Source organism: Pseudomonas sp. GW821-FHT01D09, assembly GCF_059422465.1.
Genome location: NZ_JBWKWY010000010.1, coordinates 121,534 through 139,086 on the forward strand (window position 1 = coordinate 121,534; position 17,553 = coordinate 139,086).

18 protein-coding genes are annotated in these 17,553 nt (G+C 52.8%); 4 read left to right on the forward strand and 14 right to left on the reverse strand.

Annotation, left to right across the window (positions count from 1 at the left end):
- Nucleotides 1-14: 14 nt before the first annotated feature.
- Together AC07W7_RS12475 and AC07W7_RS12480 are read left to right on the forward strand one after the other, a co-directional pair.
- Entirely contained in the window at nucleotides 15-1,217 is a 1,203-nt protein-coding gene (locus AC07W7_RS12475) for an HlyD family secretion protein (protein ID WP_495039407.1), read from the forward strand.
- On the forward strand, nucleotides 1,217-2,746 hold the full coding sequence (locus AC07W7_RS12480) for a DHA2 family efflux MFS transporter permease subunit (protein ID WP_076964744.1): 1,530 nt from the start codon (nucleotides 1,217-1,219) through the stop codon (nucleotides 2,744-2,746). The genes AC07W7_RS12475 and AC07W7_RS12480 overlap by 1 nt, the downstream gene beginning before the upstream one ends.
- Nucleotides 2,747-2,881: 135 nt before the next feature.
- On the opposite strand, the gene lpxH is transcribed toward AC07W7_RS12480, so the two are convergent.
- A complete protein-coding gene (lpxH, locus tag AC07W7_RS12485) occupies nucleotides 2,882-3,631 on the reverse strand; it encodes a UDP-2,3-diacylglucosamine diphosphatase (RefSeq protein ID WP_495039408.1) in 750 nt (249 codons plus the stop codon).
- Complete coding sequence (locus AC07W7_RS12490) at nucleotides 3,628-4,131, reverse strand: peptidylprolyl isomerase (RefSeq protein WP_076964742.1); 504 nt, start codon at nucleotides 4,129-4,131, stop codon at nucleotides 3,628-3,630. The genes lpxH and AC07W7_RS12490 overlap by 4 nt, the downstream gene beginning before the upstream one ends.
- 250 nt (nucleotides 4,132-4,381) lie before the next feature.
- On the opposite strand from AC07W7_RS12490, the gene AC07W7_RS12495 reads away from it, so the two are divergent.
- Together AC07W7_RS12495 and cysS are read left to right on the forward strand one after the other, a co-directional pair.
- The gene (locus tag AC07W7_RS12495; RefSeq protein ID WP_236310264.1) at nucleotides 4,382-6,082 is read left to right on the forward strand and encodes a glutamine--tRNA ligase/YqeY domain fusion protein; all 1,701 of its coding nucleotides are present in this window, start codon (nucleotides 4,382-4,384) and stop codon (nucleotides 6,080-6,082) included.
- Between the two features lie 20 nt (nucleotides 6,083-6,102).
- Nucleotides 6,103-7,485 carry a cysteine--tRNA ligase gene (gene cysS / locus AC07W7_RS12500; protein ID WP_099169052.1) on the forward strand — a complete coding sequence of 461 codons (1,383 nt, stop codon included), beginning with the start codon at nucleotides 6,103-6,105 and terminating at the stop codon, nucleotides 7,483-7,485.
- Nucleotides 7,486-7,586: 101 nt separating this feature from the next.
- Here the strand turns inward: cysS and AC07W7_RS12505 are convergent, their stop codons facing one another.
- From AC07W7_RS12505 to AC07W7_RS12560, 12 genes are all read right to left on the reverse strand, one after another.
- The gene (locus tag AC07W7_RS12505; protein WP_495039409.1) at nucleotides 7,587-8,345 is read right to left on the reverse strand and encodes a Type 1 glutamine amidotransferase-like domain-containing protein; all 759 of its coding nucleotides are present in this window, start codon (nucleotides 8,343-8,345) and stop codon (nucleotides 7,587-7,589) included.
- 190 nt (nucleotides 8,346-8,535) lie between these two features.
- The gene (locus tag AC07W7_RS12510; RefSeq protein WP_495039410.1) at nucleotides 8,536-8,949 is read right to left on the reverse strand and encodes a UCP019853 family protein; all 414 of its coding nucleotides are present in this window, start codon (nucleotides 8,947-8,949) and stop codon (nucleotides 8,536-8,538) included.
- A 218-nt stretch (nucleotides 8,950-9,167) separates the two neighbouring features.
- Complete coding sequence (locus AC07W7_RS12515; RefSeq protein WP_495039411.1) at nucleotides 9,168-9,527, reverse strand: hypothetical protein; 360 nt, start codon at nucleotides 9,525-9,527, stop codon at nucleotides 9,168-9,170.
- 319 nt (nucleotides 9,528-9,846) lie between these two features.
- Entirely contained in the window at nucleotides 9,847-10,236 is a 390-nt protein-coding gene (locus tag AC07W7_RS12520; RefSeq protein WP_495039412.1) for a hypothetical protein, read from the reverse strand.
- Between the two features lie 233 nt (nucleotides 10,237-10,469).
- The gene (locus AC07W7_RS12525) at nucleotides 10,470-10,838 is read right to left on the reverse strand and encodes a hypothetical protein (protein WP_495039413.1); all 369 of its coding nucleotides are present in this window, start codon (nucleotides 10,836-10,838) and stop codon (nucleotides 10,470-10,472) included.
- Between the two features lie 92 nt (nucleotides 10,839-10,930).
- Nucleotides 10,931-11,746 carry a hypothetical protein gene (locus tag AC07W7_RS12530; RefSeq protein ID WP_495039414.1) on the reverse strand — a complete coding sequence of 272 codons (816 nt, stop codon included), beginning with the start codon at nucleotides 11,744-11,746 and terminating at the stop codon, nucleotides 10,931-10,933.
- A gap of 81 nt (nucleotides 11,747-11,827) precedes the next feature.
- Complete coding sequence (locus AC07W7_RS12535; protein ID WP_495039415.1) at nucleotides 11,828-12,244, reverse strand: hypothetical protein; 417 nt, start codon at nucleotides 12,242-12,244, stop codon at nucleotides 11,828-11,830.
- 235 nt (nucleotides 12,245-12,479) lie between these two features.
- Nucleotides 12,480-12,896, reverse strand: coding sequence for a hypothetical protein (locus AC07W7_RS12540; RefSeq protein ID WP_495039416.1), 417 nt, complete (start codon nucleotides 12,894-12,896; stop codon nucleotides 12,480-12,482).
- Between the two features lie 113 nt (nucleotides 12,897-13,009).
- Nucleotides 13,010-13,372 carry a hypothetical protein gene (locus tag AC07W7_RS12545; protein WP_099169056.1) on the reverse strand — a complete coding sequence of 121 codons (363 nt, stop codon included), beginning with the start codon at nucleotides 13,370-13,372 and terminating at the stop codon, nucleotides 13,010-13,012.
- Nucleotides 13,373-13,939: 567 nt separating this feature from the next.
- Nucleotides 13,940-14,359, reverse strand: coding sequence for a hypothetical protein (locus tag AC07W7_RS12550; protein ID WP_495039417.1), 420 nt, complete (start codon nucleotides 14,357-14,359; stop codon nucleotides 13,940-13,942).
- Nucleotides 14,360-14,525: 166 nt separating this feature from the next.
- On the reverse strand, nucleotides 14,526-14,909 hold the full coding sequence (locus tag AC07W7_RS12555) for a hypothetical protein (RefSeq protein ID WP_169867310.1): 384 nt from the start codon (nucleotides 14,907-14,909) through the stop codon (nucleotides 14,526-14,528).
- A gap of 1 nt (nucleotide 14,910) precedes the next feature.
- Nucleotides 14,911-17,553: RHS repeat-associated core domain-containing protein (locus AC07W7_RS12560; RefSeq protein WP_495039418.1), on the reverse strand; the 2,643-nt coding region annotated here is incomplete at its 5' end.

A 17,553-nucleotide genomic window follows, 5' to 3' on the forward strand; every position in this document is an offset into this window, starting at 1 on the left:
CCGAGGTACTGGTCATGGCGACTGCCCAAACAAACAACACCGCTGAACCCCAACCCAACGACAGCAACCCGCGCAAACGCAAAGTCCTGTTGTTGGGCCTGGCGCTGCTCGTCGTGCTCGGCGTCGTGGTCGTGTGGGGTTGGTACACGCTGTATGGCCGCTGGAGTGAGAGCACCGACGATGCCTACGTCAACGGCAACGTGGTGGAAATCACCCCGTTGGTCACCGGCACCGTGGTCAGCATTGGTGCCGACGATGGCGACCTGGTCCATGAAGGCCAGGTGCTGATCAACTTCGACCCCAACGACGCAGCTGTCGGCCTGCAAAGCGCCCAGGCCAACCTGGCGCGCACGGTGCGCCAGGTGCGCGGTCTGTACAGCAATGTGGATGGCATGAAGGCCCAGGTGCTCGCGCAAAAAGCCCAGGTGCAAACCGCCCAGGACAACTTCAACCGCCGCCGAATCCTGGCACAGGGTGGGGCGATTTCCCTGGAAGAACTGTCCCATGCCCGCGACGCCCTGAGCGCGGCGAGCAACTCACTGGCCAACCTGCAACAGCAGCTCAATACCTCCACCGCGTTGGTGGATGACACGGTGATTTCGTCCCACCCGGATGTGCAGGCCGCTGCCGCGCAACTGCGCCAGGCCTACCTGGCCTATGCGCGCAGCACCCTGATTGCACCGGTCACCGGCTACGTGGCCAAGCGCACTGTGCAACTGGGCCAGCGGGTTGAGCCAGGGACTGCGTTGATGGCAGTGATTCCCCTGGACCAACTGTGGATTGATGCCAACTTCAAGGAAACCCAACTGCGCAATATGCGGATCGGCCAGCCAGTGGATATCGAGACCGACCTCTATGGCAGCGATGTGAAATACAGCGGCACCATCGACAGCCTCGGTGCTGGCACCGGTAGCGCCTTTGCCCTGCTGCCGGCGCAGAACGCCACCGGTAACTGGATCAAGATCGTGCAACGGGTGCCGGTGCGTATTCATATCAATGCCCAGGAGTTGGCCCAGCACCCGTTGCGGGTGGGCTTGTCGACCCTGGTGAACGTCAACTTGCACGACCAAAGCGGCCCGGTGCTGGCGCAACAGCCGCCGCAAAAAGCATCGTTCAGTACCCCGGTGTATGACCGCCAGTTGGCCGAGGCCGACGCGATGATCACCCGGTTGATCCATGACAACAGCGTGGCCGCGCCCAAGGCAGCACAACGCTGATGAGCCATAACGCCTCCTTCACGCCGCCCAGCTTGCTGATGGCCACCATTGGCCTGTCCCTGGCGACCTTTATGCAGGTGCTCGACACCACCATCGCCAACGTGGCGTTGCCGACCATCTCCGGCAACCTGGGGGTGAGTTCGGAGCAGGGCACCTGGGTCATCACCTCATTTGCCGTGAGCAATGCCATCGCGCTGCCGCTGACCGGCTGGTTGAGCCGGCGTTTTGGCGAGGTGAAGCTGTTTTTATGGGCCACCCTGTTGTTTGTGCTGGCCTCGTTCCTGTGCGGTGTCTCCACTTCGATGCCCGAGCTGATCGGCTTCCGGGTCCTGCAAGGCCTGGTGGCGGGCCCGTTGTACCCGATGACCCAGACCCTGCTGATCGCGGTGTACCCACCGGCCAGGCGCGGCATGGCCCTGGCATTGCTGGCGATGGTCACGGTGGTCGCGCCGATTGCCGGGCCCATCCTCGGCGGCTGGATTACCGACAGCTACAGCTGGCCGTGGATCTTCTTTATCAACGTGCCCATCGGGATTTTTGCGGTGATGGTGGTGCGTGCGCAGCTCAAGAAACGCCCGGTGGTCACCAGCCACCAGCCGATGGACTATGTCGGGCTGCTAAGCCTGATCGTCGGGGTCGGTGCCTTGCAGATCATCCTCGACAAGGGCAATGACCTGGATTGGTTCGAGTCCAATTTCATCCTCATCGGTACGGCGATCTCGGTGATCGCCCTGGCGGTGTTCGTGATCTGGGAAATGACCGACAAACACCCGGTGGTCAACCTGCGCCTGTTTGCCCACCGCAACTTTCGTATTGGCACCATTGTGCTGGTGCTGGGCTACGCCGGGTTCTTCGGGATCAACCTGATCCTGCCGCAATGGCTGCAGACACAGATGGGCTACACCGCCACCTGGGCCGGGCTGGCGGTGGCGCCGATCGGCATCCTGCCGGTGTTGATGTCGCCGTTTGTCGGCAAGTATGCGCACAGGTTAGACCTGCGCCTGCTGGCCGGCCTGGCATTCCTGGCGATGGGCCTGAGCTGCTTTATGCGCGCCAGCTTTACCCATGAAGTGGACTTCCAGCACATCGCCATGGTGCAGCTATTCATGGGCATCGGTGTGGCGCTGTTCTTCATGCCGACCTTGAGCATCCTGATGTCCGACCTGCCACCGCACCAGATCGCCGACGGCGCTGGCCTGGCGACCTTCCTGCGGACCCTGGGTGGCAGCTTTGCCGCATCGCTGACCACCTGGATCTGGATCCGCCGGGCGGACCAGCACCATGCCTACATGAACGAGAGCATGAGTGTGTACGACTCGGCCACCCGCGATGCACTGGACACCCTGGGCGGCGCCGGCCACAAGGCCTATGCGCAACTGGACCAGATCCTCACCAGCCAGGCGTACATGATGTCCACCGTGGATTACTTCACGCTGCTGGGGTGGATGTTCATGGGCTTGATCCTGCTGGTGTGGCTGGCTAGGCCGCCGTTTATGGCGAAGGCGGGGCCGGCGGCGTCAGGTCACTGATCTTGCAGGGCAATGCAATCAACATGTGGGAGCTGGCTTGCCTGCGATGCAGACACCTCGGTGCATCAGTTACATCGAGGTGATGCCATCGCAGGCAAGCCAGCTCCCACATGTTGATCGGTGTTGTGCCTGGGGTTATGCGCCCGGCAACGCCAACTGCGGATTGACGAAGTCAAACGCCGCCAGCTGGAAACCTTGCTCATCCACCTGCAACGCCCATCCCTGCTTGTCCCAATCCCCGAGCACGATGCGCTTGGCCGCCTGTTCGCCAATCTGCAATTTGTGGATGGCCGGGCGGTGGGTGTGGCCGTGGACTAGGGTCCGTACGCCGAAGGCCTGCATCACCCGTGGCACTTCCTCGGGCGTCACATCGACAATGTCGTTGGCCTTCATGCGCGTCTGGGCACGGCTTTCACTGCGCAGCTTGCGCGCCAGTCTATGGCGGGTGCGCAAGGGCAGGTGACGCAGGATAAACAGCACGACGGGGTTACGCAGGATGCGCCGCAGCTTCATATAGCCGAGGTCGCGGGTACACAGGCTATCGCCGTGCATCAACAGCACGGGCTCGCCATACATCTGCACGACGCTGGGGTCCTTGAGCAAGGTCGCGCCTGCTGCTTTGCAGAACGCCTTGCCGATCAGGAAATCCCGGTTGCCATGCATCAGCAATATTTGGGTGCCACTGTCGCTCAGCTCACGTAGAGCCGCGCAAATCGAACGCTGGAACGGGGTCATGCCATCGTCGCCAATCCAGGCTTCAAAAAAGTCCCCGAGGATGTACAACGCTTGCGCGCCACGGGCGCGGCCGTGGAGTAAATCCAGAAACGCCCGGGTAATGTCCGGGCGCTCCTCTTCCAGATGCAAATCTGAAATCAGCAATATCACGCAATGATCTCGGCTTTCTCGATGATCACGTCGTCTGCGGGTACGTCCTGGTGGCCGGACTTCATGGTGGTGGAAACACCCTTGATCTTGTCCACGACGTCGGTGCCTTCGGTGACTTTACCGAATACCGCGTAACCCCAACCCTGCACGGTCTTGGCGCTGTGGTTCAGGAAACCGTTGTCGGCCACGTTGATGAAGAACTGCGCGGAGGCCGAATGCGGCTCCATGGTACGGGCCATGGCGACGGTGTACTTGTCGTTGGAAAGACCGTTGTCCGCTTCGTTCTGGATGCTTGGACGCTTGTCTTTCTTTTCTTTCATGCCGGGCTCGAAACCGCCGCCCTGGATCATGAAGTTGCCGATGACACGGTGGAAAACAGTGTTTTCGTAGTGGCCGGCTTTAACGTATTCGATGAAGTTGGCGACGGTGGTCGGCGCTTTCTCGGCGTTCAGCTCGATGACGATGTCACCGTGGTTGGTGGTCAGTTTGACTTGAGTCATGTTCATTACTCTTTTCAGGGAATTCGTGGGTTCGGACGCCTGGGCACCCAACCGGGTTGGCTAAACTGCGACCAAGGCGCGCAGTTTAGCGTGCCCGTCAGGAATTTCGAGGTGGTTTTTTACCGCCCGGGTAATTAAAGCAGCTGTTTTTGGTCGTGCTCTGTCAGGCGGTTGACAGGTTCGGCTATGATAAGCCCTTTGTTTTATCGGCCCTACTTCGGGCCACGTACTTCGTCTGTTCAAGGATCCTATGAGCAAGCCCACTGTCGACCCTACCTCGAATTCCAAGGCCGGACCTGCCGTCCCGGTCAATTTCCTGCGCCCGATCATCCAGGCGGACCTGGATTCGGGCAAGCACACGCAGATCGTCACCCGTTTCCCGCCTGAGCCCAACGGTTACCTGCACATCGGCCATGCCAAGTCGATTTGTGTGAACTTCGGCCTGGCCCAGGAGTTCGGTGGCGTCACGCATCTGCGTTTCGACGACACCAACCCGGCCAAGGAAGACCAGGAATACATCGACGCCATCGAAAGCGACATCAAGTGGCTGGGCTTTGAATGGTCCGGTGAAGTGCGCTACGCCTCCAAGTATTTCGACCAGTTGTTCGACTGGGCCGTAGAGCTGATCAAGGCCGGTAAGGCCTATGTCGACGACCTGACCCCGGAGCAGGCCAAGGAATACCGCGGCAGCTTGACTGAGCCTGGCAAGAACAGCCCGTTCCGCGAGCGTTCGGTAGAAGAGAACCTGGACTGGTTCACCCGCATGCGCGACGGCGAGTTCCCGGACGGCGCCCGCGTACTGCGGGCCAAGATCGACATGGCCTCGCCGAACATGAACCTGCGCGACCCGATCATGTACCGTATCCGCCACGCCCATCACCACCAGACCGGTGACAAGTGGTGCATCTATCCCAACTACGATTTCACCCACGGTCAGTCGGACGCCATCGAAGGCATCACCCACTCCATCTGCACCCTTGAGTTTGAAAGCCATCGCCCGCTGTACGAATGGTTCCTCGACAGCCTGCCGGTGCCGGCGCACCCGCGTCAGTACGAGTTCAGCCGCCTGAACCTGAACTACACCATCACCAGCAAGCGCAAGCTCAAGCAACTGGTCGATGAAAAGCACGTGTTCGGCTGGGATGACCCACGCATGTCGACTCTGTCGGGCTTCCGCCGTCGTGGCTACACCCCGGCATCGATCCGCAACTTCTGCGAGATGGTCGGCACCAACCGCTCCGACGGTGTGGTTGACTACGGCATGCTTGAGTTCAGCATCCGCCAGGACCTCGACGCGAACGCACCGCGCGCCATGTGCGTGCTGCGTCCGTTGAAAGTCGTGATCACCAACTACCCAGAAGGCCAGGTCGAGCACCTCGAACTGCCGCGCCATCCACAGAAAGAAGAGCTGGGCGTGCGCAAGCTGCCGTTCGCTCGTGAAATCTACATCGACCGCGATGACTTCATGGAAGCGCCGCCCAAGGGCTACAAGCGCCTGGAGCCGAACGGCGAAGTGCGTCTGCGCGGCAGCTACGTGATCCGCGCCGATGAAGCGATCAAGGACGCCGAGGGCAACATCGTCGAACTGCGTTGCTCCTACGATCCAGACACCCTGGGCAAGAACCCGGAAGGCCGCAAGGTCAAAGGCGTGGTGCACTGGGTGCCGGCGGCTGCCAGCGTCGAGTGCGAAGTGCGCCTGTACGATCGTCTGTTCCGTTCGGCCAACCCCGAGAAGGCCGAAGACAGCGCCAGCTTCCTGGACAACATCAACCCTGACTCCCTGCAAGTGCTGACCGGTTGTCGTGCCGAACCGTCTTTGGGCGATGCACAGCCGGAAGACCGTTTCCAGTTCGAGCGCGAAGGCTACTTCTGCGCGGATATCAAGGACTCGAAACCTGGTCAGCCGGTATTCAACCGTACCGTGACCTTGCGTGATTCGTGGGGCCAGTGATTCAGTCTTAAGGATTCGTCGTGCTAACGATCTACAACACGCTCAGCAAGAGCAAAGAAGTCTTCAAGCCGCTGGATGGCAACAAGGTGCGCATGTACGTGTGCGGCATGACCGTGTACGACTATTGCCACATCGGCCACGGCCGCAGCATGGTTGCTTTTGACCTGGTGACCCGCTGGTTGCGTTTCAGCGGCTATGACTTGACCTATGTGCGCAACATCACCGACATCGACGACAAGATCATCAACCGCGCCAATGAAAACGGCGAGTCGTTCGACGCGCTGACCGAGCGCATGATCGCCGCCATGCATGAGGACGAGGCGCGCCTCAATATCCTCAAGCCAGACATGGAACCACGCGCCACGGACCATATCCCTGGCATGCACGCGATGATCCAGACCTTGATCGACAAAGGCTACGCCTATGCCCCGGGCAATGGCGACGTGTACTACCGCGTCGCCAAGTTCATGGGCTACGGCAAGCTGTCGCGCAAGAAAATCGAAGACCTGCGCATCGGCGCCCGCATCGAAGTCGACGAAGCCAAGCAAGACCCGCTGGACTTCGTGCTGTGGAAGGCCACCAAGCCCGGAGAGCCGAGCTGGGAATCGCCCTGGGGCGCCGGGCGTCCGGGCTGGCACATCGAATGCTCGGTGATGTCCACCTGCTGCCTGGGCGAGACCTTCGACATTCATGGCGGCGGCAGCGATCTTGAGTTCCCGCACCACGAAAACGAAATCGCCCAAAGCGAAGCGGCCACCGGCAAGACCTACGCCAACGCGTGGATGCATTGCGGCATGATTCGCATCAATGGCGAGAAGATGTCCAAGTCCTTGAACAACTTCTTCACCATCCGCGACGTGCTGGAAAAGTATCACCCAGAGGTTGTGCGTTACCTGCTGGTATCGAGCCATTACCGCAGCGCCATCAACTACTCGGAAGACAACCTCAAGGACGCCAAGGGCGCCCTGGAACGGTTCTACCACGCGTTGAAAGGCCTGCCGGTGGTGGCGCCGGCCGGTGGCGAGGCGTTTGTTGAACGCTTCACCACGGTGATGAACGACGACTTCGGCACCCCCGAAGCCTGCGCGGTGCTGTTCGAGATGGTCCGCGAGATCAACCGCCTGCGCGAGAGCGATCTCGCCGCTGCGGCCGGCCTGGCGGCCCGCCTCAAGGAACTGGCCAGCGTGCTGGGCGTGCTGCAAATGGAAGCCGACGACTTCCTGCAAGCCGGCGCCGAAGGGCGTGTGGACGCAGCCCAAGTCGACGCCCTGATCCAGGCCCGCCTGAATGCCCGTGCCAACAAGGACTGGGCAGAGTCCGACCGCATCCGCGACCAACTCACCGCCATGGGCGTGGTGTTGGAAGACGGCAAGGGCGGGACGACGTGGCGTTTGGCTGACTGACGGCTGATTGCTTCAAACTGAATAAAACGCCCCGACTGGTTCGGGGCGTTTTTGTTTGTGGTGGTTTTGCGAGTCAAGGCTTTTCAACCATAAATCGGCCTCTACTCAGATAACAACCTTAGATAAGGAGGTGCCGGACTGACTGCATAAGCGCAACTTTTTGCGTCATTGCGGATCGTTTCATGGTGTTGATTATTCTTGAAGTGCAGGGCGACTCCGTCGTCAGCTGCGTAAGCCGTGTGCACGCCCTTGAGTTTCACAAACTCAACAAATGATTCTGCTCTTCCTGCCTCTGAGCTGAAATGCGGGCACAGCGCGCCGGGAAGTAAGCCCAGGCCATCAATCAGGGCGAAGGCTCCCCCTGAGTCGGAGTGGCCGTAGTCGAACCAGCAAATGGCTCCGGCACTGACACCACAAAGCACCTTGCCACTTTCCCATGCCTTCCTTAGCAAGCCAACTACACCAAATTCGTGCCAAATAGCTAACATGGCGCGCGTATTCCCGCCTGCTACATAAACGATGTCGGCCTGTTCAAACAACGATGCAATATGGCCAGCGTCGGGAAACGGCGGAATAAAAAACGTCAAGCAGGTGACAGTGCAACCGATGCTTTCGTATTTGGTGATGAAGTCGGAAATTTTCAGGCGGTCATCGCCATTGGCTGTGGAGATATAGAGAACGGTGGGACGTGCTTTGCCCGAGATTGCGACGATGTGTTCGTCAATGCGAGTCATACAGGTCATTTCCTCGGCTGACTCCCCACCAATAACCATTATGGACTTATCCATCACGACCTCTGCCTCGTCCTGAATTTCCGCTTTTTCAAGGTCTTTGAACACTAGGAAATATAATTCAAACACATTGCTCAAGGTAGCAAAGATCAAAGGTGGGAGCTGTCGAGCCCCAGCGAGGCTGCGATGGCGGCGGCGCTGCCAGTATTTATATTGTGTGAGGCACCGCTATCGCAGCCTCGTTGCGGTTAATGGCAGTCAGATGGGATTTTCCCGTTTATCCGAAGTAGGTCGAACGAATGTGATAGCGACCAGGGAGCTAAAGAAAGGTGGCATCAATTCTTGATACTTCTAATTTTATAAACTGGTCGTTTAGCTCGGGATGTTCATAATGAATTTCCTCACCATGAAATACAGTAAAGGTGTTGAAAATATCGTTGCAGAGCTTGCCGTAAAGAAAGTAAGCGTACCCATTTCCTTTTTTCTCAACTAGGCGGTCGATAGAGGTAACGCTTTGAATTTCATAGTTTTCAGTAAGAGTCAACGTCAACTCAATGTCGTAGGTGTTGCCTATTGAGACTTCATAAGGGTAGACGCTGGCAAAGCAGTTTACAGTGATACCGTCGATGACAAGCGTGACGTCTTCATCCACATGTTCGTTGATCGCCACTACCAGCGCCTTTTTTAGGTTATTCGGTGTAGGGGCTGATGATTTTTTCAGTGACGTTGCCATTTATGGTTCTCCAAAATTCTTTACCGCTTTTTTGTGTGAAAAGTTGTTATTTGACCTGCGTTATTGACACCCGGACTAAGGGGGCGGATCTGTTTAACGCTGCGCAAGAACACTGATCGTGAGTGTTTTCCGCCGTTCATGCAGAGATTAATGGCTCGTGGGCGGACCAATAGAAGCTTACTGCTGTATTGACTCGCGATTAAATAGAGTTGTCCCGTTTATCCATTTTTCGTTGTCTCTCCGTGGTAGCGGATAAGGCATTCGAGCAGTACTTCTATGAACTGTCTTTGGTCTATTATTTTGTCTTCAAAATAAGTATCTAAAAGATAAAAAACGGAGTCGAAAGTGTCGTTGATTGACAGGTAGTGGCTAATCGTATTTATAAACCATTGTTGTTCATCTTTCGTATATGTGAAGAATTCAGGCTTTGTCAGAGTGTCGAATAGCTCAGAGAGCTCTTTTCGGTCATTGACATTTTTTGATACTATGATTTCCTCTCTTTCTAGATCTTTTGTGTTTTCTATATTGTATGTGAAAAGCAAACCGCGAATTATTGATAGTTTTGGCTGTCGTTTCATTTTAAAAGTCCGTATAAGGCGATAAAGAAGGCGGATCTATTTAACACAGTGCACAGATGACGACTATAAGCGTTTGCCGAGTATCACGCCTTAGTGGTTGGCTTCATCCAGGCGCACAAGTTAAGAGGGGCATTAATGGCGGACTTTTTTAATTGGCTCGGGATTAAATATGTCCGTCACTTTTTATCAACGCTCATCACACCGTAGTGGATGGTTTCATCCAAGCATACAAACTCAGGAATGATAGGCGATCAATGGCGGATCTATTACTGCATCGACTCGCGATCAAATAGATCTGTCCCGTACTTCGCTTTGATGTTTAAGCCCAGAGCACGCAATCATGGTCATCCAGATGAACCAAAAACGATAGATTATGATCAGTGACCCAGAACGGATAACCAGTTGTTTCGCCTATTAGCAGCGCAAGATCTTTTGCGTTTTCGAGTTTCCATGCTCTATAACTAGTCTCAAAAACCAAAAGAATGAGGTCGTTCTTTTTTATTCGGCCTGGTATTTCCTTCCAAAAATCAGGGTTGTGTTCGGTGTGTTTTTCGTTGAAATCTACTGGATCTAGTAAATTTTTTTCGGTTTTAAAATATTTTTTGGTTAAAGTGGATATTAATGTTTCAAGCTCTTCAGAGTTGAGCTTTCTTGAGGCGATGTTCAACGTGTTTAGAGTTTCATCTAATTCTTTTTCTAGATGATTCATCACGGTGCTCCGATTCGTGAGCCGATAAATGGGCCGGATCTATTTAACAAAGTGCACAGATAACGACTGTAAGCGTTTGCCGAGCATCATGCCTTAGTGGTTGGCTTCATCCAGATGCACAAGTTAAAGGGGAGTGGGGCGTTAAGATATTGATTTTCAAGTAAATAGCTCCCGTCTAGACGTTTGTTGGGTAAGGGGGGAAGGGACGGACCTATTATTGCATTGACTTACGATCAAATAGAATCGTCCCGTTTGTTACGTTTGGTAGTGTATATGTTTTGTGTGTAGTCAAGTTTTTCAGCTGTATAGCTACCTGCAATTACTATAAAAATCACATCGCCTCCATCACTGGATGTGAAGCAATAACTAGTCCCTGTCTCATTTGGATCTACTCTTGTTGCCTCCACTGAGAGAGGCGTGTCAGTGCTTTCGTACATTTCGGATATTTCAGATCCGATCGTACCTATCCCTTGGAAGGCGATTAGTTCGTGGAAGGTTATTAGCCATAGCTGCTCCTGCCAGTCTGAAAACTCTATTGATAGCGTGCTTCTATCGCACATTAGTTTTTCTATTGTTCCGTCTGAAACGGGAAGTTTCTTCATCTTAAGGTCCTGGATGTTTTTCGATAAAGGGGACCGATAAAGGGGACGGATCTATCGCAGTATTGACTCGCGATTAAATAGATTTGTCCCGTTTATCCGCACGCACCTATTGAAATTAACCATTGCTTATAAAAAGTCGCTTGGTCTTGCGGGTCATTTGTCAGATTGTGTTCTTCGTAGTCGAATATATGAACGATATCTTCGTGGGTGGCGTGTTTGCCTAAGGTCAGCTCATATGCAACCAAACCGGCCGCCATCTGCGAGGCCATGCTGGAAGGTCTGACATTTATTTTTGCGCCTTTACAGAGAAATACTATATGGGGTAGGTCGGTTCTCATTTTTGCGAAACAGTTATATATGTTTGCTTCTCGATAGATTTTTTTGAAATCGTCGGCTTCTGAAAAACCTAACATCATGCGTGTAGAGTCGTATTTTACCTCCGCGTCTACTTTTTGGCCGTCTATGATCGCCTTTATGGTTTTTGTGCGGATATTTCCAAGGGGCTTAAAGTGGCTGGGCATCGGGTGGTCAGGTTGAAAAGAATTTTTCCACTTGGTATGGAATTCAGCTTGTTCTTGAATGTCGTTGGTCAGGTTGTTTTCTTCATGATCGAATATTCGCACCAATTTTTGGTTCGGGTCGCCTAATGTTGACTCATGGAGCGCGACTCCGCTTAGTCTTGTGTATGAAGAGTAAAATACGTTGACTTTTGAGCCTTTGCATAAAAATTTTATGTCGCTGAAGTCTTTGCGTAATAACCCAAAGCTGTGAAAGATACTAGGGGTGGAGTATTTCTTATGGGTTTGATTGGCGAATGTTATATGTAAGGTGTATGTGTGTTTGTCGTATTCGATAGTCGCGGTTTCGATTTTGTTTTTCTTGATTATTTTTATTTCCATGTTTTTCATATTTGGCTTTTTTATGTGCTCTAATGTGTTTTTTTTGTGTAAAGGTCGGTTGTAGGGGTTAAGGGCTTTAGGAAAAATAATTTACCAAGTATGCTGGTCTTCAAGGCTAGCCTTTTGAAGTTCATCTTTCCATTCTTCATTTGCAATGCGATAAATTTCCATGAAGAATCCTCGCGGGTTCTCTATTTCTGTCTCATCCCAAGCCATCGTTATGTGTGCGTCATGGTCACTTTCAAATTCTTTGGAAAAATTGAAGCCGGGTGTTAACAGTGCGTCTTTGAGTATCGCTATTAATACGTAGCGATGACGGTAGGGCAGGTACATGAGGTCTTTTAAAATAAAAGATCTAATGATCGTTTCTCTATCTTTTATATTGTTAGGGTTGTAATTCCAAAGTGCCTCGCCTTTGGTCTCTTCTCGGTCGTATATTGATAATGCAGCCAATATATATGATAGGGCCGGCTCAAAAGGTTTGTCTGTGAAAGGGGGGTTCAGCATAGGGTGCTCAATATGGACATGCGGTGAATGGGCGGGTAGGATTGTTTTTGTCGAGTCTCACTTTCGCTTCGTTTGTTTTATTATGGTTTTTGCTCTGCGATTATATGTTCGTTTAATTTGCTGGCTATATGGTTTAGCCACAATGGCCCTGACTTTCACTGTTGTGGGGTAGTAACGGTAGTACTGTTCCTGCAATAGGTTTTTTTGGGGAGCTAAGGGACGGATCTATTTATCGTTACCAGCTAGACGGATCTTCCTGGCTGGCTTTGTGCAGGTCGTCTTTCCACTCCTCATTGGCTAGGCGCAGAATATCTGCAAAAAAACCTCGTGGATCATCTATCTCGGTCTCGTCCCAAGCCATGGTTATATGTTCGTCGTAATCGCTTTCAAATTCTTTGGCGAAATTGTACTTTGGGTTTTTTAAAGCTTTTTCGAGCTCTAGAATGAGGTAGTAGCGGTGCCTGTAAGATAGGTACATAAGGTCTTTCAGTATAAAAGTCCTAATTATTTTCTCTCTTTCTTGTTTGTTGTTTGGGTCGTATGCTCGAAGTTCTTTTCCAACGGTGTTTTCAAGGTCGTATATTGATAGCGCTCCCAGTATGTGGGAGATGTTTGGGATGTAAGGGGTGTCTATAAAGGGGGCTTTTAACATAGTTATTCACTTGGGGAATGCTGTAAATGGTCGTGTAGTGCCTAAGGGGACGGAACTATTTAGCATTGAGCCTATTGCGGTAATTGTTATCTGATTAAATAGCTATCTTAATTTTATGACTCATTTTGCATTGCCTCGGCGTGATAGCGAGTGAGGCATTCAAGCAAAACTTTCATAAATTGTCTCTGGTCAGTAATTTCGTCGTCAAAGTAAGTGTCAAAAAGATAAAAAATCGAATCGAAATTTTCGTCGGTTTTTAAAAAGTGCTCCAGCGTATTAATATGCCATTCTCTCTCTTCTTTTTTGTAATGAAGAAATTCAGGCTTAGTCAGTTTGTCAAACAGTTCTGATAGTTCTCTGTCGTTGTTAATGTTTTTTGAAACGATGAAGCGCTCTCGTTCAGGATCGTCGAAATTATCAAGGCTATACGTAAATAGCAGGCTTCTGATAATTGAAAGTTTTGGTAGTAATTTCATATTAAAATTTCGTATATGCAGTAATGGGCTTTCCGTCTGTGTCTAGTATGACTTTTGCTTTGGTTTGCCTTCCGTAATCTAAGGTTGCTTTTTTGTATCCCTCGCCAATTGTTTTTCCCATATATATAGGTTCGCGCGATGTATCGATATTTGTTCTCCTGAATATAAGCTGTGCTCGATAAATAGCGTTTAGTTGGTCTCTATGGCTAAGGTACCGAGTAGCTGCGCTAGGTATTTTGGGTTGGCCTGCTCTTCTTCCATCAATGTATCTTTCGATCTCTCCTGTGGTTGGGTTTCTAGCTGTCATTACCCGTTCAAATTGAGCATCCAGCGTAGTCTGCGCGCCATGTTTTTCCAGCGATAAAGGGGACGGATCTATTTAACAAAGTGCACAGATGACGATTATAAGCGTTTGCCGAGTATCACGCCTTAGTGGTTAGCTTCATCCAGGCGCACAAGTTAAGGGGGTATTAATGGCGGACCTATTTTTTAATTGGCTCGGGATTAAATATGTCCGTCACTTTTTATCATAAATGCGATTAAATAAATCCTCCTTTTTGTCCAGGGTTACCAGGTGGATGGGTCCTCCTGGCTGGCTTTGTCCAGATCGTCTTTCCATTTATCAGTGGCTAATCTATAAACTTCCTCAAAAAAATCTCGAGGATCCTCTATTTCATCTTCATTCCAGGCCATGCTTGTATATTCATCATGATTGTCCTCAAAGAAAGCGTGAAAATTAAAATCTTTGCTGTCTAGAGAGTGCTTCAAGGTTTTCATAAGAGTGTATCTGTGTCTGTATGAAAGCTGCTCGTCTGGATCAAGGCAGTATTTGAGGATCAGTTTTTCTCTATCTTCTGAATTGTTTGGATTGTACTTTGATAGTTCAAATCCTTTGGTCTCTTCTTGGTCATAAATATCAAAAATTCCCACAAAATAATTCAAGCTTGCATCGAAAGATATATGGCTGGAAAGTGGATGGAATAGCATTTTTATCTTCCTTCTTTGGGGGGGAGTGTGAATGCTGTTCCATCTTTAAGGAACTTCATTTCGGATTAGATATGTCCGTCACTTTTATCGCTGATATGCAGGTTCTGGACAAGGCTGTCGATACTGGGCGCATTAAAGTATTGACTTTCAAGTGAATGGCTCTCGTCTAGACGTCTGTGGGGTAAAGTGAAATGCTTGTTGTTTTTAAGTTTACATACTTTGGAGCATGGTCGGGTTTTTCTTTCAGGTCTATAAGGATTATTGAAGATCCAATGCGTAGGGCTGCGTAATTATCATCATTCCCTAAGATCAGTTCTGCAGTTATGTAGGTAATGCTGTCTATGATCTCTATTTTTTCCTCATGTTGGGGTGATTGGGTAATATTATTTTTCCAACAAAAAATATCATTCAGGTCGAATTCAACATCAATATGCTCTCCGATTTTCGGTATCGGGCCTATCCACGTTGCTACACCACATCCGGCAGATGTCTCATAATTAACATAAGGTTTGTCGTTATGAGAAAATATTTTTAGTATTTTTACAATCATTTTATTTCTTCTGTAGTGGTACTCTGATGACTGAGTTGTCGACGTTCATGGTTTTGTTTTTTAGTTCTAAAGTCCATGTTTCTTCATGGTAGTGATGCTTGGTCGGTTTGCTATTCATTTCGTGAGGCCCATAACGAATACTTCTTGTACCATCTGCAGAAACTAACCTGTCGGGGTCTGGTTTTCCAGTTCTTGGATGAATGTTTGTATAGGGGCCATCACCTAAAAACTCACCCCATTTTAGAGTGACTTCTTCTGGTTTTACCGGTTTACTCGCATAGATTTCCTTGTGGTAGCCCATTTCAGGGGTAGTGTTTGATACGACTGAAACCGAAGGTGTTCCTGCGTTGGCCTTCTTTTTTGCTGGATCTCCAATATCAGTGCTTGGCTTACACCCATCCCCACCCGGACACGTATTCAACCCCAACGGATCCACCCACCCCGTAGGGTTGGGTACATACAAATACCCGTTCAACCCACCGGCCAACTTCACCGGGTCGGGCGTCAGGTAGCGGCCATTATCTGGATTGTAGTAGCGATGCCGGTTGTAATGCAGCCCGCTTTCCCGGTCGAAATATTGCCCCTGAAAACGCAGCGGATTATCGACGGTGCTCACGTCTAGCCGGGTGATTTTCCCGTAGGCGAGGTAGTGGGCGGACCAGACGATTTTGCCGTCCGCGCTGGTCAGTGCCTGCGGCGTACCCAGATGGTCCAGTTGGTAGTGGAAGGCCTGGGTATTGGCCGGACCAAACCCTTCCAACAAAGCCAACGGCCTGAAGCTATCTGGCTCGTAGAGATAGCTGCGGTGCTGACCCGCCGTGTGCTCGGCGATGATCTTGTCGCCTTGCCAGAAAAACTCGGTGGTCTTGCCATTGATCACTTTAGCGATACGCCGCCCAAACGGGTCATAGCGATAACTGGCCTGGCTGCCATCCGGCTGGGTGACGCCGATCAGGCGGTGCTGGCAGTCGTAGCGGTATTCGGTAACCCACTGCTGCGCGCGACCACGGCGTTCGCGTATGAGATTGCCGAAAGCGTCGTAGTCGTAATGCCGGTCGCCTTGCAGTAACAGGCGGTTGCCGACGACGATGCCGGGCCCTGGGCGGTCTTGCATCAGCAGGTTGCCCGCCGGGTCGTGGGCGAAGCGTTCGGTGGGGGCCTGGGAGTGGTCGGCGCGGGTCAGGCGGTCGAGGGGGTCGTAGTGGTAGTCGTGCTGGCCCTTGCGGGTGTCGAGCCGGCGGGTGAGGTTGCCGCTTTTGTCGTAGGTGTAGCGGCGCAGGCCGTGGGCGTGTTCGTGTTGGGCCAGGCGGCCCTGGTCGTCGTAGTGGTAGTGGCTGAGCAGTTGGCCCTGCTGGCGCTGGTGCTCGCGGCCGGCCTGGAACAGGTGTGAGGTGAGGGTCCGGCCATTTAGGTCGACAGTGGCAAGGTGCCCGCCCTTGTCGTGGTTGAAGGTCAGGCGGTTGTTGTCCGGCAGGCGCAGGGTTTCGAGCTGGCCACAGTGGTCGTAGCCATAGCGCAAGGTGCCCCAGCCTTGGTGTTCGGCAGTCAGGCGATTCTGGTTGTCGTATTCGTAGTGCAGCGGCCAGTGGCCGTCGTCGACGCTGAGGAGGTTGCCGAGGCGGTCGTAGGTGTAATCCACGGTGCTGCCATCGGGCAGGGTTTTTCTGATAAGGCGGCCGGCGTGATCGCGCTGGTAGGCGGTAATCAGCTGACGGTCATCATCGCCAAACTCGGTTTTTTCCTGCAGGTGGCCGTTAAGGTCGTAGACGTAGGCGGTGCGTTGGCCGTCGAAGCCGGTTTCCTGCTGGATCAGGCCGTTGGCGTGGTAGGCCAGTTGGTAGGTTTCACCGGCTTCGTTTTCGATTTCGGTCAGTAGCAGGCGGGTACTGTCGTAGCGATAGCGCAGCGCCGTGCCATCGGGATTGATCCGGCGACTGATCAGGTGCAAGCCGTCGGCATATTCATAGCGGGTCACGCGCCCCAACTCATCGCGCTCGGCGGTGATTTTTCCGTAGGGGTTGTAGCTCAATTCGCGGGTGGCGCCGCCCGGCAAGACCACCTTGATCAGGCGGCCCACCGCGTCCCACTGATACTGGGTCAGCGCGCCGTGTTCATCCTCGCGGGCAACCTGCCGGCCGAACACGTCATAGCGATAACTCCGCACACCGCCATTGGGCAGCTGCTCCCCAATCAGTTGCCCGAGATCGTTCCAGGTCAGGCGCTGACAGCTGTGGTCCGGGAACCAGATGGCCAGCAACTGCCCGCGCTTGTCGTAGCTGTACTCGGTGACATTGCCGTCTGGATCGGTCTGGCGCGTGATCGCGCCCTGCTCATTACGCTGGTACTTCCAGACCGCCTCACCCCGGCGCATGACCCGTACGAAACCATGCTCATGCTCGTAGGCCGTGGGCTCATCATCCCCAGGAAACAGCGCGACCAAGCGCCCAGCCTCGTCGTACTGATAGGCCGTGATCGCGCCGAGGGGATCCTGCTCAACCGTCAGCCGCCCCTGGGCGTCGTAGGACTTGAAGTGCTTACCGCCATCGGGATCAACCCGCTGCACCAGGCGTGCCTGCGGGTCATGCACGTAGACTTCCTGGCTGCCATCGGCGTGCAGCAAGGTGACGCTGCCGTTGTCATCCCA

Coding starts and splice junctions, on each gene's coding strand:
- AC07W7_RS12475 (WP_495039407.1), top strand. CDS start 15: ATGGCGACTGCCCAAACAAACAACACCGCTGAACCCCAACCCAACGAC.
- AC07W7_RS12480 (WP_076964744.1), top strand. CDS start 1,217: ATGAGCCATAACGCCTCCTTCACGCCGCCCAGCTTGCTGATGGCCACC.
- AC07W7_RS12490 (WP_076964742.1), bottom strand. CDS start 4,131: ATGACTCAAGTCAAACTGACCACCAACCACGGTGACATCGTCATCGAG.
- AC07W7_RS12495 (WP_236310264.1), top strand. CDS start 4,382: ATGAGCAAGCCCACTGTCGACCCTACCTCGAATTCCAAGGCCGGACCT.
- AC07W7_RS12510 (WP_495039410.1), bottom strand. CDS start 8,949: ATGGCAACGTCACTGAAAAAATCATCAGCCCCTACACCGAATAACCTA.
- AC07W7_RS12515 (WP_495039411.1), bottom strand. CDS start 9,527: ATGAAACGACAGCCAAAACTATCAATAATTCGCGGTTTGCTTTTCACA.
- AC07W7_RS12520 (WP_495039412.1), bottom strand. CDS start 10,236: ATGAATCATCTAGAAAAAGAATTAGATGAAACTCTAAACACGTTGAAC.
- AC07W7_RS12525 (WP_495039413.1), bottom strand. CDS start 10,838: ATGAAGAAACTTCCCGTTTCAGACGGAACAATAGAAAAACTAATGTGC.
- AC07W7_RS12530 (WP_495039414.1), bottom strand. CDS start 11,746: ATGAAAAACATGGAAATAAAAATAATCAAGAAAAACAAAATCGAAACC.
- AC07W7_RS12535 (WP_495039415.1), bottom strand. CDS start 12,244: ATGCTGAACCCCCCTTTCACAGACAAACCTTTTGAGCCGGCCCTATCA.
- AC07W7_RS12540 (WP_495039416.1), bottom strand. CDS start 12,896: ATGTTAAAAGCCCCCTTTATAGACACCCCTTACATCCCAAACATCTCC.
- AC07W7_RS12545 (WP_099169056.1), bottom strand. CDS start 13,372: ATGAAATTACTACCAAAACTTTCAATTATCAGAAGCCTGCTATTTACG.
- AC07W7_RS12550 (WP_495039417.1), bottom strand. CDS start 14,359: ATGCTATTCCATCCACTTTCCAGCCATATATCTTTCGATGCAAGCTTG.
- AC07W7_RS12555 (WP_169867310.1), bottom strand. CDS start 14,909: ATGATTGTAAAAATACTAAAAATATTTTCTCATAACGACAAACCTTAT.